Annotated in this window: 25 protein-coding genes and 1 riboswitch; of the genes, 23 read left to right on the forward strand and 2 right to left on the reverse strand. The window is 36.1% G+C overall.

What is annotated here, in order from left to right; all coding sequences use genetic code 11:
- Nucleotides 1-20: 20 nt before the first annotated feature.
- Together U9M49_RS14225 and U9M49_RS14230 are read left to right on the forward strand one after the other, a co-directional pair.
- Nucleotides 21-206 carry a hypothetical protein gene (locus tag U9M49_RS14225; protein ID WP_095370157.1) on the forward strand — a complete coding sequence of 62 codons (186 nt, stop codon included), beginning with the start codon at nucleotides 21-23 and terminating at the stop codon, nucleotides 204-206.
- A 127-nt stretch (nucleotides 207-333) separates the two neighbouring features.
- Complete coding sequence (locus U9M49_RS14230) at nucleotides 334-720, forward strand: hypothetical protein (RefSeq protein WP_307317619.1); 387 nt, start codon at nucleotides 334-336, stop codon at nucleotides 718-720.
- Nucleotides 721-841: 121 nt separating this feature from the next.
- On the opposite strand, the gene U9M49_RS14235 is transcribed toward U9M49_RS14230, so the two are convergent.
- Entirely contained in the window at nucleotides 842-1,774 is a 933-nt protein-coding gene (locus tag U9M49_RS14235) for an aldo/keto reductase (RefSeq protein ID WP_251162923.1), read from the reverse strand.
- A gap of 161 nt (nucleotides 1,775-1,935) precedes the next feature.
- Here U9M49_RS14235 and U9M49_RS14240 point away from each other — a divergent pair, with 161 nt between their 5' ends.
- From U9M49_RS14240 to U9M49_RS14320, 17 genes are all read left to right on the forward strand, one after another.
- Nucleotides 1,936-2,607, forward strand: coding sequence for a response regulator transcription factor (locus U9M49_RS14240; RefSeq protein WP_095373506.1), 672 nt, complete (start codon nucleotides 1,936-1,938; stop codon nucleotides 2,605-2,607).
- Nucleotides 2,600-4,042 carry a HAMP domain-containing sensor histidine kinase gene (locus U9M49_RS14245; protein ID WP_322910018.1) on the forward strand — a complete coding sequence of 481 codons (1,443 nt, stop codon included), beginning with the start codon at nucleotides 2,600-2,602 and terminating at the stop codon, nucleotides 4,040-4,042. The genes U9M49_RS14240 and U9M49_RS14245 overlap by 8 nt, the downstream gene beginning before the upstream one ends.
- A 5-nt stretch (nucleotides 4,043-4,047) precedes the next feature.
- A complete protein-coding gene (locus U9M49_RS14250) occupies nucleotides 4,048-4,893 on the forward strand; it encodes a class I SAM-dependent methyltransferase (protein WP_322910019.1) in 846 nt (281 codons plus the stop codon).
- A 113-nt stretch (nucleotides 4,894-5,006) separates the two neighbouring features.
- Entirely contained in the window at nucleotides 5,007-6,176 is a 1,170-nt protein-coding gene (locus U9M49_RS14255) for a hypothetical protein (protein WP_322910020.1), read from the forward strand.
- Nucleotides 6,177-6,226: 50 nt separating this feature from the next.
- A complete protein-coding gene (locus U9M49_RS14260) occupies nucleotides 6,227-6,430 on the forward strand; it encodes a hypothetical protein (RefSeq protein ID WP_095370152.1) in 204 nt (67 codons plus the stop codon).
- A 20-nt stretch (nucleotides 6,431-6,450) separates the two neighbouring features.
- Entirely contained in the window at nucleotides 6,451-6,744 is a 294-nt protein-coding gene (locus tag U9M49_RS14265; RefSeq protein ID WP_095370151.1) for a spore coat protein, read from the forward strand.
- A 119-nt stretch (nucleotides 6,745-6,863) separates the two neighbouring features.
- Nucleotides 6,864-8,102, forward strand: coding sequence for a S1C family serine protease (locus U9M49_RS14270; protein WP_095370150.1), 1,239 nt, complete (start codon nucleotides 6,864-6,866; stop codon nucleotides 8,100-8,102).
- A complete protein-coding gene (locus U9M49_RS14275) occupies nucleotides 8,089-8,955 on the forward strand; it encodes a peptidylprolyl isomerase (RefSeq protein WP_322910021.1) in 867 nt (288 codons plus the stop codon). The genes U9M49_RS14270 and U9M49_RS14275 overlap by 14 nt, the downstream gene beginning before the upstream one ends.
- Before the next feature lie 15 nt (nucleotides 8,956-8,970).
- On the forward strand, nucleotides 8,971-9,651 hold the full coding sequence (locus U9M49_RS14280; protein WP_307317599.1) for a polyphosphate polymerase domain-containing protein: 681 nt from the start codon (nucleotides 8,971-8,973) through the stop codon (nucleotides 9,649-9,651).
- Nucleotides 9,652-9,672: 21 nt separating this feature from the next.
- The gene (locus U9M49_RS14285; RefSeq protein ID WP_095370148.1) at nucleotides 9,673-10,356 is read left to right on the forward strand and encodes a DUF4956 domain-containing protein; all 684 of its coding nucleotides are present in this window, start codon (nucleotides 9,673-9,675) and stop codon (nucleotides 10,354-10,356) included.
- A gap of 19 nt (nucleotides 10,357-10,375) precedes the next feature.
- Nucleotides 10,376-12,163: a CotH kinase family protein gene (locus tag U9M49_RS14290; RefSeq protein WP_322910022.1), complete on the forward strand. Its 1,788-nt coding sequence runs from the start codon at nucleotides 10,376-10,378 to the stop codon at nucleotides 12,161-12,163.
- A 92-nt stretch (nucleotides 12,164-12,255) separates the two neighbouring features.
- Nucleotides 12,256-12,362, forward strand: a riboswitch (SAM riboswitch).
- Nucleotides 12,363-12,445: 83 nt separating this feature from the next.
- Nucleotides 12,446-13,459, forward strand: a complete 1,014-nt coding sequence (locus U9M49_RS14295; RefSeq protein WP_095370146.1) for a methionine ABC transporter ATP-binding protein — start codon at nucleotides 12,446-12,448, stop codon at nucleotides 13,457-13,459.
- Complete coding sequence (locus U9M49_RS14300; RefSeq protein WP_095370145.1) at nucleotides 13,449-14,114, forward strand: methionine ABC transporter permease; 666 nt, start codon at nucleotides 13,449-13,451, stop codon at nucleotides 14,112-14,114. The genes U9M49_RS14295 and U9M49_RS14300 overlap by 11 nt, the downstream gene beginning before the upstream one ends.
- Nucleotides 14,115-14,224: 110 nt before the next feature.
- A complete protein-coding gene (locus tag U9M49_RS14305; protein WP_095370144.1) occupies nucleotides 14,225-15,442 on the forward strand; it encodes an acyl-CoA dehydrogenase family protein in 1,218 nt (405 codons plus the stop codon).
- Nucleotides 15,443-15,656: 214 nt separating this feature from the next.
- Nucleotides 15,657-16,967: a uracil/xanthine transporter gene (locus tag U9M49_RS14310; protein ID WP_233435289.1), complete on the forward strand. Its 1,311-nt coding sequence runs from the start codon at nucleotides 15,657-15,659 to the stop codon at nucleotides 16,965-16,967.
- A gap of 108 nt (nucleotides 16,968-17,075) precedes the next feature.
- Complete coding sequence (locus tag U9M49_RS14315; RefSeq protein ID WP_095370143.1) at nucleotides 17,076-17,720, forward strand: LytTR family DNA-binding domain-containing protein; 645 nt, start codon at nucleotides 17,076-17,078, stop codon at nucleotides 17,718-17,720.
- Between the two features lie 190 nt (nucleotides 17,721-17,910).
- Nucleotides 17,911-19,422 carry a succinate CoA transferase gene (locus U9M49_RS14320; RefSeq protein WP_095370142.1) on the forward strand — a complete coding sequence of 504 codons (1,512 nt, stop codon included), beginning with the start codon at nucleotides 17,911-17,913 and terminating at the stop codon, nucleotides 19,420-19,422.
- 907 nt (nucleotides 19,423-20,329) lie between these two features.
- On the opposite strand, the gene U9M49_RS14325 is transcribed toward U9M49_RS14320, so the two are convergent.
- Nucleotides 20,330-21,406, reverse strand: coding sequence for a DctP family TRAP transporter solute-binding subunit (locus tag U9M49_RS14325; protein ID WP_307317585.1), 1,077 nt, complete (start codon nucleotides 21,404-21,406; stop codon nucleotides 20,330-20,332).
- Nucleotides 21,407-21,479: 73 nt separating this feature from the next.
- On the opposite strand from U9M49_RS14325, the gene U9M49_RS14330 reads away from it, so the two are divergent.
- The 4 genes from U9M49_RS14330 (at nucleotide 21,480) to U9M49_RS14345 (ending at nucleotide 25,944) form a co-directional block, all read left to right on the forward strand.
- On the forward strand, nucleotides 21,480-23,066 hold the full coding sequence (locus U9M49_RS14330) for an ATP-binding protein (RefSeq protein WP_157734002.1): 1,587 nt from the start codon (nucleotides 21,480-21,482) through the stop codon (nucleotides 23,064-23,066).
- Between the two features lie 3 nt (nucleotides 23,067-23,069).
- A complete protein-coding gene (locus U9M49_RS14335) occupies nucleotides 23,070-23,750 on the forward strand; it encodes a response regulator (protein ID WP_095370138.1) in 681 nt (226 codons plus the stop codon).
- 214 nt (nucleotides 23,751-23,964) lie between these two features.
- Complete coding sequence (locus tag U9M49_RS14340) at nucleotides 23,965-25,191, forward strand: cytochrome P450 (RefSeq protein WP_322910023.1); 1,227 nt, start codon at nucleotides 23,965-23,967, stop codon at nucleotides 25,189-25,191.
- Between the two features lie 237 nt (nucleotides 25,192-25,428).
- Nucleotides 25,429-25,944 carry a PadR family transcriptional regulator gene (locus U9M49_RS14345; RefSeq protein ID WP_322910024.1) on the forward strand — a complete coding sequence of 172 codons (516 nt, stop codon included), beginning with the start codon at nucleotides 25,429-25,431 and terminating at the stop codon, nucleotides 25,942-25,944.
- Nucleotides 25,945-26,096 lie beyond the last annotated feature (152 nt).

Consider the following 26,096-nt stretch of genomic DNA (forward strand, 5'->3'; position numbering starts at 1 on the left):
ATTGAAAGGAAGTATGACGTTTGAAGAAATTCCCAACAATTATTATTGTTGCTATTGTAGTTGCGATAATAGCGTTTAATATGCTGGAAGCTGATTCAGCAGAATTAGTATTACGTGATCGAACGTTGATTTCAGCTGGTGCAGGTGTTTTGTCCGGAACCATTATGTGGATTCTTTTAACACTTGATAAAAAAGATAAAAAGTAATGTAAGAGCGCCTTTTCTTTTGAAAGGCGTTTTTTTATATGGGCTTTAGTTGTGATGTTCTCTTTTTGTCATAACAGTTGAGGTTGGTCAATACAATGAAATAACAACGAATGAAAGAGGGGACAGCATGAATACGAATAGGGTGATTACCAATGAAGTACTTGTACGCTATGCGGAGCTCAGCAGATTAAAAAAACAAATTGATGAAGAGCTAGGTGCTATGAAAAAAGTATTCAATGAATACTTTGATCAAGCGGTAGGGAGAAACGAAAAAGGTGAACTCATCCTCTCCCAATATAAATTACAGCGTCAAATTAGGGTGAAAGAGCAGTACGATAGAGAGAAGACGGTAAACAAATTAGAATCTATTAATCAGCATCAACTTATTCAAAAAATACCAGATGAGAAGAGAATTCAGTCTGCACTAGATTTAGAAATTATCGATGATAAAGATTTATCTGACTGTAAAACCACACAATATACGAAGGTGATTGTCGTTAAAGCAAAGGAATGAGGAGAAAAGATATATGGGATTTAGCATAGTTTAAAATATGTATTTTACACGAACAAATCCATTTTTTTGAATTTGTTCGTGTATTTGGTATTGTTCTGACTATTTTTTGAACCGGCTTGTCTTATTTAAAGATGGTAGAGATTTGCTCTATTTCTTCTCCGGAAAGTTGCACTTCTAATGTTTTTAAATTATTCAACACTTGCTCGGCTCTTTTAGCCCCTGGGATAATGGCGTCGATGCTGTCTTTTGTTAAATACCAGGCTAAAACTATATGGGCGACTTCCACATTTTTCGCTTGGGCAATACCTCGTAATTCATCTACTTTTGCTAAGTTATCTTCAAAAACCTCTTTTTGAAAATGTGGGGAGTTAGCACGCAAGTCACTGAATGTTGTATTTTTATCGTATTTCCCTGCTAATAAGCCAGATGCTAGTGGAAAATAAGGTATGAATGAAATATTGTTTTCTTTTGTATAAGGAAGTAAGTCTGCCTCGGCGTTTCTCTGTAATAAATTGTATTCCCCTTGGTATACATCTACATAACCATCTTTATTGGCTTCTTTTAATTGATCAATAGAAAAATTAGATACGCCAATAGCTCTTATTTTTCCCGCGTCTTTCAGTTCTTTCAACGCTCCAACTGCTTCGTCTTTTGGTGTTGATTCATCAGGAAAATGAATGTAATAAAGGTCAATATAGTCAGTTTGGAGTCTACGTAAGCTATCGTCTACAGATTGTTTTAAGAAACTGGGACTGTTATCCATCACCACATCTTCTTTAACGAATTTATGAGCGCCCTTGGTCGCAATGACTGCTTCTTCACGTTTGCCTCTTTCTTGTAAAACCTCCCCAATGAGTTCCTCTGACCGCTCAGGCCCGTAAATAAAGGCTGTGTCAAGAAGGTTCACGCCATTATTCAATGCTTCATGAACCAGTTTTTTTCCTTGTGCTTCATCAAGGTTGGAGTATAAATTATGTCCACCCACTGCATTTGTTCCAAGACCAATAGGATTAACAAAAAGTCCAGATTTACCTAATTGTTGTTTCGACTTCATTTACTTCACTCCTTCTTTTAAGTTAATCTGATCATAACAAATAATGTTAAGATAACAAAGAAATGCGTTTGTCATTCTTTCTTTTAAGTTGACATCTACTTGAGATGAAGCAGAACGATAATGAATAGTAAAACATACGTCAGGAGATTATGGTGAGTGAAATGAGAACTGTTTTAATAGTGGAAGATGAATTACCAATTAGCCAAGTATTAAAAGTTTATTTACAAAAGGCAAACTTTCAAACTGTCCAAGCATTTAATGGAACTGAAGCAATCCAAAAATTAAATGAATATCATCCATCACTTGTTTTATTGGATGTTATGTTGCCAGATCGGGATGGATGGTCAATTTTAAAGGAAATCAGAGCGCAAATGAAAACGCCTGTTATTATGTTAACCGCTCTAGCGGACGTTCAATATCGATTAAATGGATTAAATGAAGGAGCAGATGATTATATCGCTAAACCATTTAATGCAGAAGAAGTTGTAGCTAGAGTGCAAGCGGTCTTAAGAAGGACTGGTAAAAGTGATGAAAAAATCAAGAAGTACGGTGGTCTGATAATTGATATTAAGTCTCATAAAATTACATTAAATAGTGTGGTCATTGAGTTAACGCCTAGAGATCTTGCTTTGCTCATTTTTTTAGCAGAGCATCCGAATCAAACATTTACTAGGGAACAATTAATTGAACATGTTTGGGGTTGGGAATATGAGGGAAGCGATCGAGCGGTAGACTTAGCGATTAAACGAATTAGAAAAGCATTGCATTCATGGTCTTCAGAAGAAGGTGAAATCAAGACTTTACGTGGATTGGGGTATCAATTAAGTGTCTAATCAACAAAGTAAACCTAGAGAATCTCTACTTCGATATTGGACGACTCGCTATTTACTTGCACTTTGTGTCGGACTTCTAATTATCGCCTTTTTTTCTGTATTATGGATTAGGCATACCACAGTTGAAAACCGCCTCAATATTATGGAGTTAATGGCGGAAGAAATTGCTGACCGTTTTGTAGAAATGAGTGAAGGAAAGCCAATTCCAAAAGGAGATGTCCCAGGGTATTTGAATGATAGAGGACGTTTTATGGATTTAGAAAGTGATCCACTTATTTCAATTGTTGATACGTATGGAAATACTTTAACAACCAATCGGCCTCAAGATCGAATGTTACAATTTGCCGAAGTTCTTTTAAATGAGGATAAAACTGTTCAAGAATTAAATAATGATGCAACGAAAGAAGCTTTTTATGTTGTAAAAGTACCGATTACTTATCAAGATGCGCCTGTAGGCTGGGTAGTTATGCTAGAATCGAAAGCAAATCTAGCAGAAGTAAACCAAGAATATCGATTATTAGCTATGATGATTATTGGTTTGGCATTAATTGGCTGGGCAGCGATTTACTTCTTGTCGAAGAGATTGTCTAAACCTATCCAAGAAGTAGCAGAGGCAGCTAGGGAAATTCAAGCGGGGAATTATCAAATTGATTTAAAGGATTCATACCAAGAACAGGAATTATATGAGCTTGTACATTCTTTTAAAGAAATGTCTAAACGGTTAGAGAAATTAGAAACATTACGTACGGAGCTGTTAGCAGGTGTGACTCATGAATTAAAAACGCCGGTAACGTCAATTGACGGGTTATTGCAGGCTGTTCATGAAGGAGTGGTGGAAGGTGAAGAGGCAAAAGAGTTTATCAAACTGTCCATATTAGAAACAGAAAAAATGAAAAAAATGGTGGAAGATCTATTAGCCTTTAACACTTATGCCACGAATGTGATGCCAGTTCAACTACAAGAATATGAAATTAATCAATTAATTAAAGAATCAGTCTATCAATGGGAAATTACGCATGAAGTAAGTGAGGATTTTCAACTTGTTGTGTACCAAGCGAGCACGCCTTTATTTGTGCATATTGATCAGATAAGATTACAACAAATTCTAATTAATTTACTTAATAATGCCTTCCAGGCAATGGATGGAAAAGGGAAAATCGAGGTTAAAATAGATACGGGACCGAAGAATATCTCTATAAAAGTTAATGATAGTGGAAAGGGAATACCTGACGAAGAAGTACCATACATTTTTGAGCGTTTCTTTCGTGGACAAGAAAAGAAGCTTCGTGTAAGAGGGTTAGGTCTTGGCTTACCATTTAGTAAACTGATAGCACAATCAATGAATGGTGATTTAATTTTAGTTAAGACATCTGAGTGTGGTACTGAATTTATGATCGAATTACCTTATCAAAAGCACAGTTTTAGGAAGGATTGACCAAAGTGAAAGAACCTGATCATACAGCTGTAAGAGTGTCTTTATGGCGAGCATTACATTTAATTGTTGATGAAAAACCTTATATTTTTCATGATAATATCGGTTTAAAACTTATCTCTCCAAATGTTGATTGGCAGAAACGTCCTGATATGGATGTAGCAAATACAAGTGCTTTTAGAGCATCAATTGTCGCTCGCTCTCGTTTTGTTGATGATTTAGTTGTTGAACAATTTGAAAAAGGGGTAGATCAATATGTGATTCTTGGTGCGGGGCTTGACACTTTTGCACAAAGGCATCAAGAGTTATGTCCTCAGATGACCATTTATGAAATCGATCAAGTTGATACACAGTTATGGAAGAAAAAAAGACTGGAAGAAACAGGGTACCACATTCCTGATTGTTTAAAATTTGTACCGGTAAATTTTGAAGAGAAACAAGGGTGGTTAGATCAATTAAAGAAGAATGGTTTTGATGTTACGAAGCCTGCCGTTGTTGTTTCAACAGGGGTTACTCAATATTTAACTATAGATGCCATTATGGATACATTGAAAATGTTTAGTAAGTTAGCAAAGGGCTCAAAGTTGGCGCTGACTTTCCTACTCCCATTTGAAAACATAAAAAAACAGGATGAACGGAAAGAGGTGGATGAAGCAGAAAAAGGAGCAAAAGCAGGTGGAACGCCATTTATCAGTTTTTTCACCCCTTCAGAAATGCTAGCACTAGCTGAAGAGGCAGGCCTAAAAGATGTGACTCATCTATCATCTATTGATTTAAAAGAGAAGTATTTTCGTGTACGGAAAGATCAATTGATGCTGCAAGGTGGAGAAGATTTTATTATAGCAACGATATGAAAATATGTCGTGCCCTACTTTTATAAGATATCTATTCACATTTAACCCGCAATTTCAGATTATACCTGAAAGTTTGCGGTTTTTTTCGTTCTTGGGTACTCGGCGATTGAGCTGTGTGCTTTGGAAAAGTATTATGTCAAAACGAGATAGAACTGAAAGCCGAGGATAATACGTTAGCACGTCATTCAGATGGAAAAGCGGAATTGAACGCTTCGCAAAAGCTGTTTGCAAGTCATTCAGAAGGAAAAGCGGAAATGAACGCTTCGCAAAAGGTATTTGCAGGTCATTCAGAAGGAAAATCGGAAATGAACGCTTCGCAAAAGCTGTTTGGAAGTCATTCAAAAGGAAAAGCGGAATCGAACGCTCCGCAAAAGCTGTTTGCAAGTCATTCAGAAGGAAAATCGGAAATGAACGCTTCACAAAATGTATTTGCAAGTCATTCAAAAGGAAAATCGAAAATGAACGCTTCGCAAAAGGTATTTGCAAGTCATTCAAAAGGAAAATCGGAAACGAAAGCTTCGCAAAAGGTATTAGCAAGTCATTCAGAAGGAAAACCGGAAATGAACGCTTCGCAAAAGCTGTTTGCAAGTCATTCAAAAGGAAAAGCAGAAACGAAAGCTTCGCAAAAGCTATTTGCAAGTCATTCAGAAGGAAAAACAGAAACGAAAGCCTCGCAAAAGGTATTAGCAAGTCATTCAGAAGGAAAACCGGAAATGAACGCTTCGCAAAATGTATTTGCAAGTCATTCAAAAGGAAAAGCAGAATCGAACGCTTCGCAAAAGCTTTTTGCAAGTCATTCAAAAGGAAAAGCGGAAATGAACGCCTCGCAAAAGGTATTAGCAAGTCATTCAGAAGGAAAACCGGAAATGAACGCTTCGCAAAAGCTGTTTGCAAGTCATTCAAAAGGAAAATCGGAAATGAACGCTTCGCAAAAGGTATTAGCAAGTCATTCAAAAGGAAAATCGAAAATGAACGCTTCGCAAAAGGTATTTGCAAGTCATTCAAAAGGAAAAGCAGAAACGAAAGCTTCGCAAAAGCTATTTGCAAGTCATTCAAAAGGAAAAGCAGAAACGAAAGCTTCGCAAAAGCTATTTGCAAGTCATTCAAAAGGAAAATCGAAAATGAACGCTTCGCAAAAGCTGTATGCAAGTCATTCAAAAGGAAAATCGGAAACGAAAGCTTCGCAAAAGGTGTTAGAGAGTACGTTAACAAACAGAAAACGAGAATTAATCCAAGGTGGAACCAACCGCAGAGATAAAAGAAATAACCGTCTTATGGAATAAACATACATTTATGTTTCATACTAACAAAAAGGAGTATGGGAGGTGGCGTAATGTATCAGTTAACGACGAAAGAATTGTCGGCAATTGAAGATGAAATTCGGGCGGAGGAAATAACAGCGAAGACGTTTAACTGGTGTGCTTCTCTTTGTGAGGACGAAGAAGTAAGGATGTCATTGGAAAAATTAGCAGAGGAACATCAGCTAAGGATTGCAGAATTATCAACCTATTTCAACCGAGCGAGGAAATTACATTAATTTTATTGGAGGTGGTTTCATTGCCGAATAATATCAATGGTCGTGGATTAACAGAACGAGAAATGTTGCAATTATGTTTAGAATTAGCAAAAGGAAGAGTTCCCGCTATTAGCCACACATTAATGGAAACGACTCATGATGAATTGAGAGATATTTATGAAGGGTGCTTAAAAACAAGTGCAGAAGCCCAAAAGGAAATCTTTCAATTAATGGAAAAGAAGGGATGGTATGAAACGCAACTCGCTACAGTAGAAGAAATCGAAAATGTACAAAACTTTATGCAAAATAATTTAAACCCATCTCCCTCCGAATAATATTCGGAGGTTTTTATTTCTTTTTTTACATAAAAAATTATTTTGACATATGCCTGACACATTCACTGATTAAATTATAAAACAAGGCAAGCAAAATCAAATGAAAGAAGGGATTTTTAATGAATGAATTCAATCATTTTGAAGATAATCGCGAGTATCAATCGAAGCGAAAAAATACTTGGTTTAAAAGTGTAACAATGACTGTAGCAAGTGGAGTTATGGGCTCAGCCCTAACTTTAGGAGCAATCAATTATTTTCCTAATGAAACAAAACAGTCTACGGAGGTTGTACAGGAGCAAGCAGAAACTAATGTTTCCAAAGTTAATGCTGAAACGGTATCAACTACGAGTGATGGGTCGATTGCAGATATAGTAGAAAAAGCCTCTAAAGCAATCGTAGGCGTTGTCAACATGCAAGAGCAGCAAGCAAACCCTTTTAGTCATTCTACAGGCAACACCCAAAGTGGGGAAGCAGTTGAAAGTGGTACTGGCTCTGGTGTTATTTTCAAGCAAACAGATAATGAAACGTATATTGTGACAAACAATCACGTCATTGAAGGAGCGTCTAATATTCAGGTTTCTCTGCATAATGGTGAAAAGCTTCAAGCTGAACTTGTTGGAACAGATTCATTAACAGATATTGCCGTGTTAAAAGTGAATGAAAAAGTAGACGCTGAAGTCCTTTCTTTTACTGATTCTTCAAACCTTCGTGCAGGAGATCAAGTGTTAGCAATAGGCAATCCACTAGGCTTAGATTTATCCAGAACAGTAACTCAAGGAATTGTAAGTGCAGTGGATCGATCGATTGAAGTCTCTACCTCAGCCGGAGAATGGGATTTAAATGTCATACAAACAGATGCAGCAATAAATCCTGGAAATAGTGGTGGAGCACTTATTGACTCAAATGGGAATTTGGTTGGTATTAATAGTTTGAAAATAGCTGATAGTGGCGTAGAAGGGTTAGGCTTTGCCATTCCAAGTAACGATGTCGAGAACATTATTGATCAGTTAATGAAGGATGGTAAAATCATTCGACCTTATCTAGGTGTTGGTTTGATGGACTTAAATCAAGTACCGCAGTTTTATCAAGAACAATTACCAAAAAATGTAGAAGAAGGTGCCATTATTACCCAAGTTGAGGAAGGTTCGACAGCAGAAACGGCGGGGTTGCAAGCTGAGGATATTTTAGTTTCAATTGGTGATCAAACTATTACAGCCGCTAATGACTTAAGAGAATCTCTTTATAAAGACTTTTCAATTGGCGATAAGGTTAAAATATACTTTTATCGTGATGGTGAAAAGAAAACAGTAGAAGTAACGTTACAAGGAAATGGGGAAAAGCAAGTTGAAAAAGAATAAATTATTGATTGCCACTGGTTGTATGTTTGTTGCTGCTGTCATAGTTGCTGTTGTTTTATACAATAGCCATTCAAAAGCAGCGACAGTCAATGGAGAAAATATAAGCAAAGATGATTTGAATGAAGCGTTAATGTCTCAATATGGCACTTCTGTTCTAGATACATTAATATCTGATCAAATTGTTCTTCAAGAAATGGATAAGGAGAAGGTAACTGTAACTGAAGAAGAAGTGGCTGAAGAAATGGATGCCTATATGGAGCAATATGGGGGAGAAGAGGCATTTAAAGAAGTGTTAGATGAAAACGGGGTATCCTATGACTCTATAGAACATAATATCGAAATCTACTTAGGTTCAAAGAAATTGATCACACCAGGAATAGAAATTACTGATGATGAGATGGAAACATACTTTGAAGAAAATAAAGAAAGTTTTTCTCAGGCAGAAGAGATAGAAGCAAGTCATATCCTAGTAGAAGATGAGGATACTGCCAAAGAAGTAAAACAAAAACTCGATGATGGTGACGATTTCTCAGAATTAGCAGCTTCTTATTCAACCGATGATTCAAATAAAGATAATGGCGGTGAATTGGGGTATTTTGGTGAAGGTGAAATGGTAGAAGCATTTGAAGAAGTGGCTTTTGCTATGGAAGTGGACGAAGTGAGTGATCCAGTTAAAACAGATTATGGTTATCACATTATTAAAGTAACAGATCATAAAGAAGCGAAAGAAGCCAATCTCGAAGATGCGAAAGAAGAAATAAAAGAGATGTTAATAGAGTCTAAGCTTTCTACTGAATATACGGAATGGCTAAATGAGAAATACGAAGAATACGAGATTAAAACGTATATTTAAAGGAGGTGAACGATTTTGAAAGGAAGGAAAGAGCTCAAACATGAAATCTCAAAAATGGATGGGGTTATACTTAAAAAACGCTTAAGTTCCTTTATGAATGCGGACCCCCATTCAAATGGGAGAGGGGGATATAATGTTCGTAGCGTATACTTTGATAACTTTGAAAACAAAGCACTAATAGAAAAAAAAGAAGGCTATATGAACCGGGCAAAATATAGGGTTCGCACATATAATAATGATTTTGACACAATTAATCTAGAAAAGAAAAGTAAGAAGAATAATCTGACCTATAAAGAAAAATGTCGGATGACAGCTGAGGAATATGAGCTTATTAGAGCTAGCGACATTTTATGGATGGAGAATGATTCCAGACCATTAATGAGGGAACTTTTCCATAACATGATTCGTTATCAATTGAAGCCAGTAACGGTTGTCGATTATGAGAGGGATGTTTATATCTACCCATATGGTAATGTACGTCTCACTTTTGATAGCAATATTCGTACAAGCTTAAGGAATCCCGACTTTTTAAATACGACAATGCCTATGGTACCATCCCTTGATCATCAATTGATGATACTTGAAGTAAAGTATGATGAATACATTCCCGATGTCATTAAAATGCTTCTGCAAATGCTAGATCGCAGGAAGGGCACGTATTCTAAATATCAATTAAGTAGAATGTATGGATTATAGAGAGAATAGGAGAAAAGCAAAATGGAAAGTGTGAATTTTTCAGATGTATTTAAATCAAGCTTTTTAGAAAAGACAGAGAGTTTTTCAATTATAGATTCCCTAATAGGTTTATTCATGGCTTTTGCAATTGGACTTTTTATTTATGCAGTATATAAGAAGACATTTTCTGGTGTGATTTATTCACATACTTTTAATATATCCCTCATTATAATGACCATGGCTACAGCATTAATTATTATGGGAATTTCCTCGAATGTCCTGTTATCACTAGGTATGGTTGGTGCTTTATCCATTGTCCGTTTTCGTACACCAATTAAAGACCCTATGGATCTTGTTTATCTTTTTTGGGCGATTGTTGCCGGTATTCTTTGCGGAGCAGGCTTTATTCCGTTAGTGATTATTGGCAGTTTAATGATCGGTCTCGTACTTGTATTGTTCGTTAACAAAATTACGATTCAGAACCCTTACTTACTCATTGTAAAATATGGGGGTGAAGATGTGGAATCTCAACTAGAATCGCTATTATCAAAGGTCACTAATAAACATATGATGAAATCCAAATCTATCATGAATGGTAATCAAGTAGAAATTACTTATGAAGTAAGAATGAAAAAAGAGCAATCTCAAGTGGTGAATAATGTAACGAACCTTAGCGGGGTAGAGTCGGCTGTAATGTTAAGCTATGACGGTAATTTTACAGCGTAAATGAACAGGAGAAAGGAATATGATTAAACGCAAATATGTCGTTCTCGTTTTTCTAATGTTGGCTGTTTTATTTGTTGGTATTCTATTCTTTCTACCTCATTTACTTCCAAAAGGGGAAGTAGTTGATCACTCTTATGTTTCAAAAGTATTCAATAAAAATAAAGTGACTCAAGTTGAGTTAACCCTAGCAGAAGATGATTGGGAAGATATACTAGAGAATCCGACGGAAGAAGAATATAAGATGGCAAATGTGACGATAAATGGAACTAAATTGAACCAAGTAGCTGTTCGGACAAAGGGGAATTCTTCCCTTTCTTCCGTTGCTAGAATGGAAGATTCTGATCGTTATAGCTTCAAAATAGACTTTGATTACTATACCGATCAAACTTTATATGGATTGAAAAAGTTGAATCTAAATAACCAATTTAGTGATGCTACGCAAATGCGAGAATATTTATCGTATCAATTAATGGAGAATATGGGATTACCCACACCTGCTTATTCTTATATGTATGTGACCATTAATGGTCAGGAATGGGGATTATATTTAGGTGTTGAACAAGTAGACGAAGTGATGCTTGGAAGATATTTTGAAAATCCATATGGATCATTGTACAAGCCAGATGGTACAAATAGTGACTTGAAATGGGTAAGTGATGATATTGATGATTACTCAGGTTTAAACTTGAAATCAGAGGAGCAAGATGAACAAGCGTTAATAGATATGTTAGATAGTATCGATAATGGTGGCAATTTAGAAAAAACTTTAGATGTGGATCAAGTATTACGATATTTTGCAGTAAATACGGCTGTCGTTAGCATGGATAGTTACCAAGGGCAAATGAAGCACAACTATTATTTATATGAAAATGATGGTAAGTTCTCAATCATTCCGTGGGACTATAATATGGCATTTGGCGGCTTTGGAGTAGGTATGGGTGGCGGAGGACGCATGAACGGAGATTCTTCAATCGCTGAAGAAAACCAAAACAAAAATCAAAATCAGGAACAACAAGGTCTAGCACCAGGAGAAGGTGGGCAAGGTGAGGATGAACAAGGTCAAGTTCACCAAGCTGAAATGGGGAACTTCGATGGTGGCATGGGAAATAGTAATTTAATGAGTGAAGATACGATTAATTTCAGTATTTCCGAACCTGTAGCTGGTACTTCTTTAGATGAGAGGCCTTTACTTAATGCTTTATTGGCAAATGATGAATTTAAAAAGCAATATGAAGCATACCTTGAAAAGATTGCCGAAGAATATATGACAAAAGAGTCTTACCAAAATACAACTACACAAATTAGTACATTGATTCTTCCTTATGTAGAACAGGATCCTACCAAGTTTTATACAACAGAAGAATTTCTACAAGCAGTGCAAGGTGATGAGAGTTTACCAGCATTTGCTGAGGCGAGATCAGAATCGATACTTGCTCAGCTTTCAGGTGAATTAGAAGTAGAATCACAAGCTTCTGAAGTCAATAACATGTTCCCTAGCCGAGCAGGTGGTGATGACCAGGAAGGTCAAGAAAGAGGAGAAGTATTCCAACCGCCAAACGGTAATGAAGGAAACATTGATGGTGAAATGCCTGAACGTCCGCAAGGCAATGGAGACTTTCCGCAGGAAGGAGATTTTGAGACACCAGAAGGGTTTGAAGGTATGCCTGGTGGTGAGGGACGTGGACAAGAAGAGCAACCTAGTACAGTAAAGTTCAAAACGTCAGCAATCATCTTGTATGTGGGTCTAATCACAGCTTTATTAGGAACAACTTTTTTTATCTTCTTGTTTAAACGAAGAGGAAGATAAGTAAATGCATAAATAATCAAAATACTATTGACAATTAATTCAATACCCGATAAAATTTCCTTTATCAAAGCAACACATTAAATTTAATATGATTCTTATCGAGAGAGACTGAGGGACCAGGCCCGAAGATGTCCGGCAACCTCCTTTTAAAGGGAAGGTGCTAAATCCTGCAGAATGATTTCATTCTGAAAGATAAGGTTTAATAACAATCATTTGTTGAGCCTCTTTCAAAGTGAAAGAGGCTCATTTTATGTTGTAGAGGATTTAGGGAGGGTGAGGTAAATGATTGAAGTCAATCATTTAGTGAAAATTTATAAAAGCAAAAAGAAGCAAGTAATAGGGGTTGACAATGTATCCCTTTCTATTAAAGAAGGGGAAATATACGGGATTATTGGCTATAGTGGAGCAGGGAAAAGTTCTTTATTACGCTGTCTAAATTTATTGGAGAGACCGACATCTGGTGAAGTGAAAATTGATGGCGTTGATTTAACATCTTTAACAAGTAAAGAATTAAGAAAAGCAAGGCAGAAGATAGGTATGATTTTTCAGCATTTTTATTTAGCGAGTTCGAAGACAGTGTATGAGAATATTGCCTTTGCTTTAAAAGCGGCAGGTAAAAGCCCGAAAGAAATAGATATCAGGGTGAAAGAACTATTAGAATTAGTGGGTTTAGCAGATAAAATTCATCAGTATCCCACACAATTAAGTGGTGGTCAAAAGCAAAGGGTAGGAATAGCCAGAGCACTCGCTAATGATCCAAAGGTTTTACTTTGCGATGAAGCCACGTCAGCTCTAGACCCTAAAACAACAAAATCAATCCTGAACTTATTAAAATCAATTAATAAAAAGCTAGGATTAACCATCGTACTTATCACTCATGAGATGGAAGTAGTCAAAGAGATTTGTCATAGGTTAGCTGTTATGCAAGATGGAAAGGTCATAGAAGAGGGACCGGTGTATGATATATTTGCGAATCCAATTGAACCACTTACAAAGGATTTCATTCAGAGTGTTCTTCAATTTGACTTACCACAACAATTGATTGAAAACAGGAAGGGAACAATCATTAAGATTCAATTTAAAGGTGCAATAGCAGAAGAATCTGTTGTTTCTGAACTGTTCCAAACATTCAAAGTAAAAGGAAATATTCTTCACGGCAAGATTGAATATATTCAAGAAGTACCTCTTGGTATTTTTATTATGGAGTTGACTGGCGAAATACCTGAAATAGAAAGAGCTATACAATATATTCAAGAAAGAACACAGAATTTGGAGGTAGTTGAACATGTTGCTTGAGTCCATTCAGGCGTTACTTCCTGAACTAAATACAGCTGTATTACAAACAATTTATATGGTCGCCATTTCTTTAGTTGCGGCACTTATACTAGGTCTTCCACTAGGTATCTTATTATTCGTTACAGACGAAGGATTGTTCTTAAAGAATAGATTTGTAAATGCTGTTACCGGTTGGATTGTCAATTTGATCCGCTCTATTCCTTATATTATTTTGTTAGTAGCTCTATTGCCGTTAACAAAATTAATTGCAGGTTCAACTATTGGTCCTACAGCGGCTTCTGTTTCATTATCTGTAGCAGCGATTCCGTTTTTTGCAAGATTGGTAGAAACATCCTTAAGAGAAATAGATAAAGGAGTCATTGAATCTGCAGTAGCAGTAGGCGCTTCCCCTTGGATGATAATTAAGGAAATTCTTGTCCCAGAAGCGAAACCTGGAATTGTTCAAGGTTTAACGATTACGACTATTAGTTTAATTGGTTATTCAGCAATGGCAGGTATTATTGGCGGCGGTGGTATTGGTGATTTAGCGATACGTTTCGGTTACTATCGCTATGATAATGTCATTATGATTACGACAGTAATTGTCCTCGTTGTATTGGTGCAAATCATTCAAATTGGTGGGGATAAATTAACTAAATATGTAGATAAGAGATAATAAATTCAAACGATAGATATAGTAAAGGGGATGGAGCCTTTACTATATCTATTTATCCTAATGATTGAGTATTAAAGAGAAGATGGAAACAGACGGGGAGGAAGGATTCTATGAGCACGATAACAGCTTCATCTAAGGAAGCGTATTTAGCTGAACAACTCGCTCGACCATTTATTAAGACGGCTCAACAAGAAGAATTATTTCATAAAGCTACGATATTAGCAGAAGGATTTAGTAAGAGGGCGCAAAAGATTGATGAAAATGCAGAATTCCCTTTTGAAAATTTTGAAGAATTAAAACAATCAAATTACTTAAGTTTAACGATTCCGAAAGAATATGGTGGTAAAGAGATTTCCTTATATGAATATTTCTTAATACAAGAAAGGATTGCCCAAGGTGATGCGTCTACGGCTTTATGTATTGGTTGGCACTTAGGTGTTATCTATGATTTAAGGGTTAAACGGAAATGGAAGGAAGAACAGTTTGCCAAGTTATGTGAAATGGTTATCAAAGATAATAAATTGATTAACCGCTGTGCAACTGAGGTAGCAACTGGCAGTCCAACCCGTGGTGGACTACCAGCGACTACTGCGGTGAAAAAAGGAACACAATGGATCTTGAATGGAAGAAAATCTTTTGCTTCGATGGCACCAGGGTTAGATTTTTCTCTTATTACAGCAACGATAGAAGCTTCAGGAGAAATTGGTATATTCCTTGTACCTCATGAGAACCCTGGTTTAAAAGTGGAATCAAATTGGAATATGCTAGGGATGCGGGGCACGCGTAGTGACGATCTCGTGTTAGAGAATGTAATTGTAGAAGAAACAGCATTAGTCGAATTAGAAGGTGTTCATTTTTATGCGATTCCTAATGCATGGTTACTACATTCAGCTGCTTGTTTTATTGGCGTTGCTATTGCAGCTCGGAACTATGCCATTATTTTTGCTTCTGAATATCAACCTAATAGCCTGCCTGGTCCAATCAGTGAAGTACCAGAAGTGCAACGTAAAATTGGGGAAATGGAACTCGAGCTACTAAAAGCGCGAACAGCACTCTATTCTATAGCGGATCGTTGGGATAATGAACCGAATAAACGAGGAGAATTAGGAGCAGAACTTGGAGCCATCAAACATCTTGTCTCTAACAGTGCTAATAAAGTGGTCGATTGGGCAATGAGAATAGTTGGTGCACAAAGCTTGCAACAAAGAAATCCTTTGCAGCGTTATTACCGTGATGTGCGAGCTGCGCTCCATAATCCGCCTATGGATGATGTAGTAATCACAAATTTAGCAAAAAAAGCATTATCATTTCAAAATAACAATGATTAATAAAACTATTTAAATCACATGCCCCTCTTCATATTTGGAGAGGGTTATTATTTGTATAGGCATATAGATTAGCTCCAATTTTTATCATTTTCATCGTATATGGGCTTCAAAATATTTCGTTTTTCATAATTCTTTTTTTAAAGGCTTCTTTCCTTTTGAAAATGAATTATACTAGTAGATGTGAAAATGAAAAACGTAGAAAGTGGTGTACAGATTGAAAAAGTTTATTTCATCAATGACAATGGTTTCTTCCGTACAATGGGTCTTTTTTATTTTTGCCAATACTGTTGTCATTCCGATTTCCATTGCCAATGTATTTGAGCTATCTAGTGAAACGATGGCAATGATGATTAGAGCATCACTCATACTTACAGGTATTACTTGTATACTACAAGGATGGAAAGGTCATCGTTTCCCGATTATGGAAGGGCATTCAGGCTTATTATGGGGAATTATCCTTAATCTTGGGCTTTCAGCACAAGCGCTTAATATTGGATTAGAACGTATTGGTGGTGGGATTGTTACTGGTATTGTTTTAGCTAGTCTAGTGACCATTTTGCTGATTGCTTGTGGTGGTTTTTCATTATTGCAAGCCATCTTTAGTCCGATGGTAATGACTGTATATTTGTTTTTGCTTACTTTTCAATTAATGTTTATCTTTTTTGAAGGTATGTTAAAGATGACCTCGACTGGCGTCATTGATATAGGTATAAGTCTTTATTCTGTAGTACTCGCGCTGATTGTCGCTACATTAAAAATGAAGGGTAATCAACTTATTAGCAATTTTTCTATCTTAATTGGCCTTTTAGGGGGCTGGCTTGGTTATGTCCTATTGTTTGGTAATGATGGGGCGGGTATGACAACATCGGCACCTTTCCAACTTTTTCCATTAGGGGCTCCTAATCTTGAAATGGGAATTGTCGTAGTCACTTTTGTTGCCGTATTATTAAACTTAAGTAATACATTTGCTTCTATTAACGCTGCAGAAAAACTTCTACAAAGGAGAGCAGCAAAAAAAGAGTTTAAAGGCTCAATGCTGATTACTTCAATTTCTACCATTATTGGATCTGGTTTCGGACTTGTTCCCTATACACCATTTACATCAACGATTGGTTTCTTGCAAAGTACGAGAATTTATGAAAGAAAGCCATTCTTTATCGGTGGTGCTTTACTTACGATCATTGGTATTGTTCCAATTTTAGGCTCATTTCTTTCAATGTTGCCTGTTACAGTTGGAAACGCAGTCTTGTTTGTTGCCTATATGCAATTATTTGGTACTGCATTCAGTAGTTTAAATGGAAAGACGTTTAATTCCAATACGATATTTAGGTTAGCAGCACCTGTATTAATTGGTATTAGTATTATGAATATTTCACCTGCTATCTTTTCGGAATTACCTGTACTCATTCAACCATTTTTAGCAAATGGGTTAATAATGGGTGTTATTATCTCAATTATATTAGAAAAAGGAGTGAACTGGCTTAAATACGAAGATCAACCTATTAAAAGAGGAAAAGCAAGTTGATGTTTCCTTCTTTGGTATAAGACATATTCTTGCACGTTTCTTAACTAGGCAAATGAAAATAAAACACGTAAGATAGAATAGTAGCGAATCAAAAAAGGGGATTTTGTGATGGAAGGAATTACACTGAGTTCATTGCTAGATGTAATTGGGGAGTTATTTTCAGATGAAGTGTCAATTGTAGTTTCAAATACAACAGAGTATATTTACTATCGTCCAAGTAAACGTGTTGACTTGAAAATTCGGCCAGGGGATATTGTAAAAGAAGGAAGTATTGCTGACAAAGCGCTTAAGGCTGAACAAAAGGTGTCAGAGTTTATTAATAGGGATGTATTTGGTGTACCTTATCACGGGATGGCTGTTCCATTTAAAAATAATGGAAAAATTGAAGGTTGTGTGACTGCTATTTTTCCAACATTGACAGAGGGGAAATCTGTCGTTACATTAAAGACAAGTGATGGTTGGGTACCTGTTCCATTTAATGAAGTATATTTCTTGGAAGCCAAAGATCGTAAAACACATGTTCATGCTATTTACTCTTCTGGTACGCATAAAAATACGCTACAGGAGTTTGAGTATATTTTACCAAAGGAAAACTTTATTCGCTGTCACAGGTCATTTTTGGTGAATGTTAATCAAATACAAGAGATATTTCCTGACTCTCATTCTACTTTTTTATTATTAATGAGAAATGGTGCAAAAGTGCCTGTTAGTCAATCCTATTCTAGTTATTTTCGTAAGTTGCTCGGCTTCTAAATCAAAGGCATAAATGGATGAATAACATTTAACTCAATATTTTCTGATTATCTGAAAAAATCTGCTGGCTTATCGGCAGATTTTGCTGTTTTATCAAAATTTTTCATTAATTATACTAAAAAAATAATCCCATTCTGATTTATTAGTAAAATAGTTATTAAGTATTCTTTACAGAAAGAGGGATGGGAATATGGATAATAAACTTGGGAGAGTTAAAATTCAGACACTTCAGAACAATATCATGACTGCAGAAGGGGCTGCAGAAATGATTAAAGATGGCATGACATTGGGGTTAAGTGGATTTACTCGTGCGGGAGATGTGAAAGCGGTTCCTGTCGCATTAGCAGAAAGAGCAAAAACAGAAGATTTTAAAGTCAATGTGTATACAGGCGCATCTCTTGGTTCGGATGTTGATAAGTTGTTTGCAGAAGCCGGTATTTTAAATAAGAGATTACCATTTCAAGCGGACTCAACAATGAGAAAAGGCATTAATAAAGGGGACTTCTTATTTGTTGATCAACATTTATCTCACACAGCAGAACTTATCCGTTCAGGGGTATTACATGTGGATGTAGCTATTTTGGAAGCGGTTTCGATTGAAGATGACGGAACAATTGTACCTACAACATCAGTTGGTAACTCACTGTCTTTTGCAGAACATGCCCATAGTGTAATTGTTGAAATTAATATGGCCCAATTACCATCACTAAAAGGGTTACATGATATTTATAGTCCAGATAAACAAGGTGAGCGTGGTCCAATTCCAATTACAAATGTAGCCGATCGTATTGGTGAGATAGGTATTAAAGTGAATCCGGAGAAAATTAAAGCGATTGTGTTTACTGAACAAGGCGATTCACCTTCAACTATTGTTCAGCCAGATGAGGAAACAGTTATTATGGCACAACATTTAACCAACTTTCTTCGCAATGAAATTGCAGCAGGGAGATTAGATGAAAAACTTGCCCCATTACAATCAGGCATTGGTTCGGTAGCAAATGCTGTATTACATGGCATGATTGACTCTGAATTCACAGACTTAGAGGTGTATTCAGAAGTACTTCAAGATGCAGTATTTGATTTAATTGATGCTGGGAAAGTAAAGTTTGCGTCAGGCTGTTCCATTACACTTTCAGAAGAAAAGATGCAAGAAGTGTTTGCACATTTCGATCAATATCGCGATAAGTTATTGTTAAGACCACAAGAGATCACTAATCATCCGGAATTAATTCGCCGCTTAGGATTAATCTCTATCAATACTGCATTAGAACTAGATATCTATGGCAATGTGAATTCTACTCATGTTCAAGGAACTAAGATGATGAATGGTATTGGCGGATCAGGGGATTTTGCAAGAAATGCAAGGTTAGCTATATTCGTGACAAAATCAATTGCTAAAGATGGAAAAGTTTCAAGTATTGTACCTTTTGCTTCACATATTGATCATACAGAACATGATGTTGACGTAATTGTCACAGAACAAGGCTACGCAGATTTAAGAGGATTGGCTCCTCGTGAACGAGTTGAGCTAATCATTGAAAATTGTGCGCATCCGTTATACAAGGATCAACTTAGAGATTATTATTATGAAGCATTATCAGCAGGTGGCCAAACCCCACATATTCTAGCGAAAGCTTTTTCTTGGCATTTAAACTATGTGGAAAATGGCACAATGTTAGCTTCAGAGAAAGTGGATGTTTAAGGAACAAATATAAATTATAAAATACGAGTTAGAAAAGTAACCTAAGTTAATACTCAGGTTACTTTTTGTCGTGTCTCACTATCGTCTTTGTCTATATATACTGGAAAGGAAAGAGACTGAGTCGGAAACGAGTCAAAAAAGGGAGCCCAGGCAAAAATTTGATTGAATTCAAGCAGAAACGAGTCAAAAAAGGGAGCCCAGGCAAAAATTTGATTGGATTCAAGCGGAAACGAGTCAAAAAAGCGAGCCCGAGTAAAATTTTGATTGGATACAAACGGGAACGAGTCAAAAAAGCGGGCCCGGGCAAAAATTTGGTTGGATTCAAACGGAAACGAGTCAAAAAAAGCGAGCCCGGGTAAAATTTGGTTGGATACAAACGGGAACGAGTCAAAAAAGCGAGCCCGCGGCGAAATTTGATTGGATTCAAGCGAAAACGAGTCAAAAAAAGCGGGCCCGGGCAAAAATTTGGTTGGATTCAAACGGAAACGAGTCAAAAAAGCGAGCCCAGGCAAAAATTTGATTGGATTCAAGCAGAAACGAGTCAAAAAAGGGAGCCCGGGCAAAAATTTGATTGGATTCAAGCAGAAACGAGTCAAAAAAGCGAGCCCGAGTAAAAATTTGATTGGATACAAACGGTAACGAGTCAAAAAAGCGGGGCCGGGCAAAAATTTGATTGGATTCAAACGGAAACGAGTCAAAAAAGCGAGTCCGCGGCAAAAGTTTGATTGGATTCAAGCAGAAACGAGTCAAAAAAGGGAGCCCAGGCAAAAATTTGATTGGATTCAAGCCCGAAACGAGTCAAAAAAGCGAGCCCAGGCAAAAATTTGGTTGGATTCAAACGGAAACGAGTCAAAAAAAGGGAGCCCGGGCAAAAATTTGATTAAATATTCAAGGGTAATTGCCTCACTCAGTCCGTTTCATCAGTTGTTTCGTTTTCGTATTTATCTCTGAGCTTTAAAGCCTTGTCAATCAGTGTACTGCCAATTTCATTTTTAAATTGAGTGTAGACTGGGTCTAGGACCTTTTTCCAACTGTTTTTTTCTTCATTGGTAAGTTCGTGAATGTGGATTGAACTCACTTTTCTTATTTCTTCGAGTTGATTTTCATTCATCTGGGCAGCTTGTTTTCGATTCCATTGCGTGACTTCAGACATAGCCTCAGTTAAGATTCGTTTTGTTTCACTTGATTGCTTATTCCAAACATTCTCATTCATTAAGACGGCATAACCGAGATAGCCATGATTGCTTATTGTCATATACTTTTGTAAGTTATAAAACTTTTTCGAATAAATATTAGAGATAGTGTTCTCTTCGCCGTCTACTTTCCCACTATCTAACAAGTCGTATGTAGAATTAAAAGATTCTTTCACTGAATTTGCATTCAATTCAAGAAATTGTGATGAGAGGACATCACTTTGCATGATTCGGAATGTTTGTCCAGCTATATCTTGCGGATAAATAATTGGACCATCATTGGATGTGAATTGCTTAAATCCATTACTCCAATGAGCTAAACCGATGAGTCCATCCCCCTTTACACTAGATAATAGTGTTTGTCCGATAAACCCGTCTAACCCTTCGTTAATGGCTTCATAGGAAGGGAAAATAAACGGCAAATCGAGTAGCCCCCATGCAGGGTTTAACATGCCAAGTTTTGATGTGGAGGGAGCAATAATATCAACATTGCCTTCTTGAACCGCTCGTATTTCTTCTATATCAGAGTAGAGAGAGCCGTTAGAGAAGACAACAATTTTAATATTTCCGTCTGATTTTTCAGCAACAATCTCAGCAAATTTATCAGCGGCCATTCCCTTTGGCGTATTATTGGAGACAACATGACTAAAAGTTAAAACGATTTGATCATTGAGCCCTTCTTGTTCATCATCATAAGGAAGGTCTTCTGTGAGAATATATTGTTTAAAACTAAAAAAAAGTGCAAGCGTTATAATAATGGTTAATAGTATGATGCTATATTTACTTTTCATCACCTTCACCTCATACTAAATAGTATCATTATTTTCAGATTAAAGGTCAAGTGTAGGTGGCAATGAAAGGAAGATTTGTTTGAAGGAAATACCTATTCGTTGGAAAATAACGTTGCTATCATATGGGGTTGTTATCTTTTTACTGCTTATTTGCGGGCTTGTTGTTATCGCAAATATGCAACAACAAGAAGAATTGGACTTAAGAGGCGAATCAATGAGTACGGCTAGGACAGTAGCAGAGCTTGCAGATATAAAAGATGGACTTGAGGGAGATGAGGGCTGGAAGATTATTAACCCCATTGTTGAAGAAATAAGGGTCATTAATAATACGGATTATATTGTAGTAATGAATATGGATAGAGTCCGTTTCTCACACCCAGTTAGAAGTATGATAGGTCATGTGTCAACTGGTAGTGATGAAGATCCTGCATTTGCCGAACATATTTATTTTTCCAAAGCAAGGGGAGAAGATGGTACATATTTAAGAGCGTTTATTCCAGTATTAAAAGATGAACAACTAAACCAAATAGGTGTGGTAATGGTTGGTAATAAAATTCCAACATTCAAGGAAATCGTCTCTGGCTTTTCTAAAGAGATCCTATTTATTGTGTTCCTCACTTTAATTGTAGGGTTTATTGCCTCATATATATTAGCCAATCATATTAAGAAGCAAATGTTTGATTTAGAACCGTTCGAAATTAAACGAATGTTTGAAGAGAGAACAGCAACCTTTCATTCCATCAATGAAGGGGTAATTGCGATCGATTATCATGAGAAAATTACGATCTTTAATGAAAAAGCAAAAAAAATATTTAATGTGAATGGAGAAGTAACGGGATTATCGATTCGTTCCGTTTTAGAAGATACACGTTTACCAGAAATTGTTGAGAGAAATGAACCGGTTTATAATGAACAAATTATGGTGAGTGGAAAAAGCATCTTGAGCACGAGAATTCCTATTAATAAAGATGGCCAATTAATTGGCGCCGTTGCTATTTTCCAAGATAGAACGGAGGTAGCAAAATTAGCAGAGGAACTTACTGGTGTAAGGAGTTTTGTTGAGGCACTGCGTGTGCAAAATCATGAGCATATGAATAAATTGCATACAATTGCTGGGCTTATCCAATTAGGAAAGCCAGAAAAGGCATTTCAACTTGCATTTGCTGCTTCAGAAGAACAAGAAAGTATATCTTTATTTCTTCATGAAATAATTAAAGACGATGCGGTAGCTGGACTCCTAATTAGCAAAATCAGGAGAGGGAAGGAACTAGATATTATCGTGACAGTTGATACTAATAGTAATTTGGATCACTTTCCTCCTCATTTAGATCATCATGATTTTGTTCTATTATTAGGTAATTTGGTTGAGAATGCTTTCGGCTCCTTCGAACAACTCGATCAGGAAGAAAAAATGATAGATATAAGTATCGAACAAGATGACTACATTTGTTCCATCCTTGTAGAAGATAATGGGATAGGTATAGAAGAATCTAATTTAGAAAAAGTTTTTACAAAAGGATTCACGGAAGGAAAAGAAAATGGGACTGGTTACGGATTATATTTGGTCAAACAAATTGTGGATAAAGGAGAAGGGCAAATAACTGTCACTTCTAAGGTAAATGAAGGTACTTCTTTTTTAATTACCTTTGGGGAGGTTTAACTTATGAATGATATTCAAGTACTATTAATTGAAGATGATCCAATGGTACAAGAAGTTAATAAAGGTTTTATATCTAAGGTAAAAGGGTTTCATGTGAAAGCCATTGCTAATAACGGAGAAGAGGGCATTAGACTTGCTAAAGATTTCTCACCAGATTTAATATTGCTTGATGTGTTTATGCCGAAAAAAGATGGATTAAAAGTTATGTACGAATTAAGGAAACAAAAGCTTAATGCAGAAGTAATCGTAATCTCGGCAGCTAAAGATAAGGATACGATTAAAATGATGCTACAAAATGGAGCAATCGATTATATAATGAAGCCGTTTAAATTCGATAGGATGAAGCAGGCACTTGAGAAGTTTCGTCAGTATCGTGAAAGCTTAAAAAATGAAGGAACAATGTCGCAAGAGCAACTTGATCAATTACTTTATGCAGAACAAGTAACGAAAGTAGAGGTAGATTTACCTAAAGGGCTAAATGAATTTACATTGAAAGAAGTCATTAATTATCTAACCGTTCAACAACAACCGCAAGCAGCTGGAGAAGTGGCTAGCGGTATTGGGATTGCAAGGGTGACAGCTCGGAGATATCTTGATTATTTAGAGAAAAAAGGTGTAATAGTACTAGATATACAATATGGTGGGGTAGGGAGACCTGTGAATCGGTATATGATTAAAACGTAGTGCTGAAATATAGAATAATAATCACATAATCATGAACTAAAAAGAACTGTTGAGTAAAAGCTATTCAACAGTTCTTTTTAGTTCATTTGCCCCTATAGTAAAACTACTACTTTCCATGCATTGACGATGAAAGGGAGAAAATTTACGATAGATTATATACTTTAATTAAAGTATATAATCTATCTCCAAATGATCAAAGAGGAGGAAATGTTAGATGAAAGAGATTATCTCATTACAAGACATTAAACATTTTCATTCAAGATCAGAACAATTCCAACCGTTAGAATGGTACAAATCGATGCTTGAAAGTGGGTCTATTAGTTATAATGAGAATTCTGATACTTGGAATGCATTTAAGTATGATGCCGTAAAGACCGTTTTAAGCGACTATGAACATTTCTCCAGTGAAGGAGACCGTACAACGATTTCAGTAAAGTTTAGTGAAGATGATAAGCAAATGAATAGTAAAGTGAACTTCTTGAAAATGGATCCTCCACACAACAGAAAAGGAAGATCCCTATTAGCATCAGCATTTACTCCAAGAAGTTTAGAAAATTGGAAACCGCGGATTAATCAAATTGCTGAAAATTTAATTACACAAATAGAAAAGGGCAAGACGGAAGATATCGTAGCGGCATTAGCCAATCCTATGCCTGCAATGGTAATGTCAGACTTATTAGGGATTCCGAAGCCCGATGTAATTAAATTTAAGAAATGGGTCGATATATTATTTCTACCATATGATAAGAGCAAAAAGGATGTAATCGATAACCAAAAAAATCAAGCAATTAAAGAGTTCTTTACTTATTTACAACCAGTCATCATTGAAAAGCGACAGCAGTTACAAGATGACATCATTTCTGACCTCATTAGGGCGGAAGTAGATGGAGAAAGACTAACGGACTTTGAAATTATTGAAATGACAATGGCTATATTAGGTGCAGGGGTAGAAACAACGAGTCATATGATCTCAACAAGCTTTTATGCCCTTTTATATGATGACAACGAGTTATTTTCAGAATTAAAAGCCCACCCAGAATATATTGATCGAACGGTCGAAGAGATGTTACGATATCGTTTTCATATGAGTCGAAGAGATCGTACGGTGAAGAAGGATAACAATATTTTAGGGGTAGAGTTGAAAAAGGGAGATGTCGTTGTTGCCTGGATGAGTGCGGCTAATATGGATGAGGAAATGTTTGAAGAGCCATTTCAATTAAATATTCATAGAAAAAATAATAAGAAACATCTTACATTTGGAAATGGACCTCATTTTTGTTTAGGTGCACCATTAGCAAGACTTGAGTTGAAGCTCATTTTAGAAAACTTAGTTAAGCGTTTTTCCAAAATCGAACCTATCGAATCATTTGAACTAGAGCCCAACTTAACTGATTCTGCGACGGGTCAAACGTTAACCTCATTGCCTCTTAAACTTTCTTGAAATAAATAGAGTGAAGATTCAAGGTGAAATTAAAAGAATGAACAATGAATAGTTTCTCGGAAAATGCGAACAAATTCTAATGAATAGGTTCGTATTTTTATTTTTAAGTATACAGATTTTACCGATTAATTAACGAACATGCTCTTATTAATTGAAACTATAATGAAAGAATCAGATGCGTTTATCTCCCAGTATAAGTTAAAATAGCTATATACGTTTTTGGAGGTGAACGGGTGAATGATTAGAATATATATCTTAGGTATGTTAGCACATTCAGTAGACTATCCTTATAATATCCGCAAAAAACTAATGAATGCACAGCCTTTCATAAAGATTAGTGAAGGAAAGTTTTATTATGATTTTGAAGCATTACATAAAAAGAATTGGATAGAGCCTGTACAAAAGTTACAAGAAGGAAGTCGCCCAGAAAAAACACTTTATCGGATAACCAATGAGGGACGTGGCCATCTGGTAGAAGAACTCTATCTTTGTTTTCAAAAATATACGGAAGTGGCAGATTTGTATATTGCCATTCATTTCTTAAATTATATTAATAAAGAAGAAGCCGCTTCTATTTTGAAACAAACCATTCAAAAGGAAAAAGAAAAGTGGGATACATTAAAAACGAAAAAAGAAGAAAAGGAAAAATATAACAAAGTCTCTGACTCAAGCCAATTAATTGCTTCTCATGCATTTGATAAAGCGGAATTTAATATTAAATGGTTAGAGAGAGTACTAGAATTCATAAAATAAATTACTAGACGAAAGAGAGCTTAAATAAATTGTGGCTCTCTTTTGTCTAATCTATCCCTAATTTGACCTTAAATTTCACTTAGATGCTTATGGTAAGAGTAATCGGGGACTCTCCTCCTTTACTGGTTAAAATTATGTAACTTGGCAGTAGT

The sequence above is a fragment of the Cytobacillus sp. OWB-43 genome, from assembly GCF_034651445.1.
GTDB lineage: Bacteria > Bacillota > Bacilli > Bacillales > Cytobacillaceae > Cytobacillus > Cytobacillus kochii.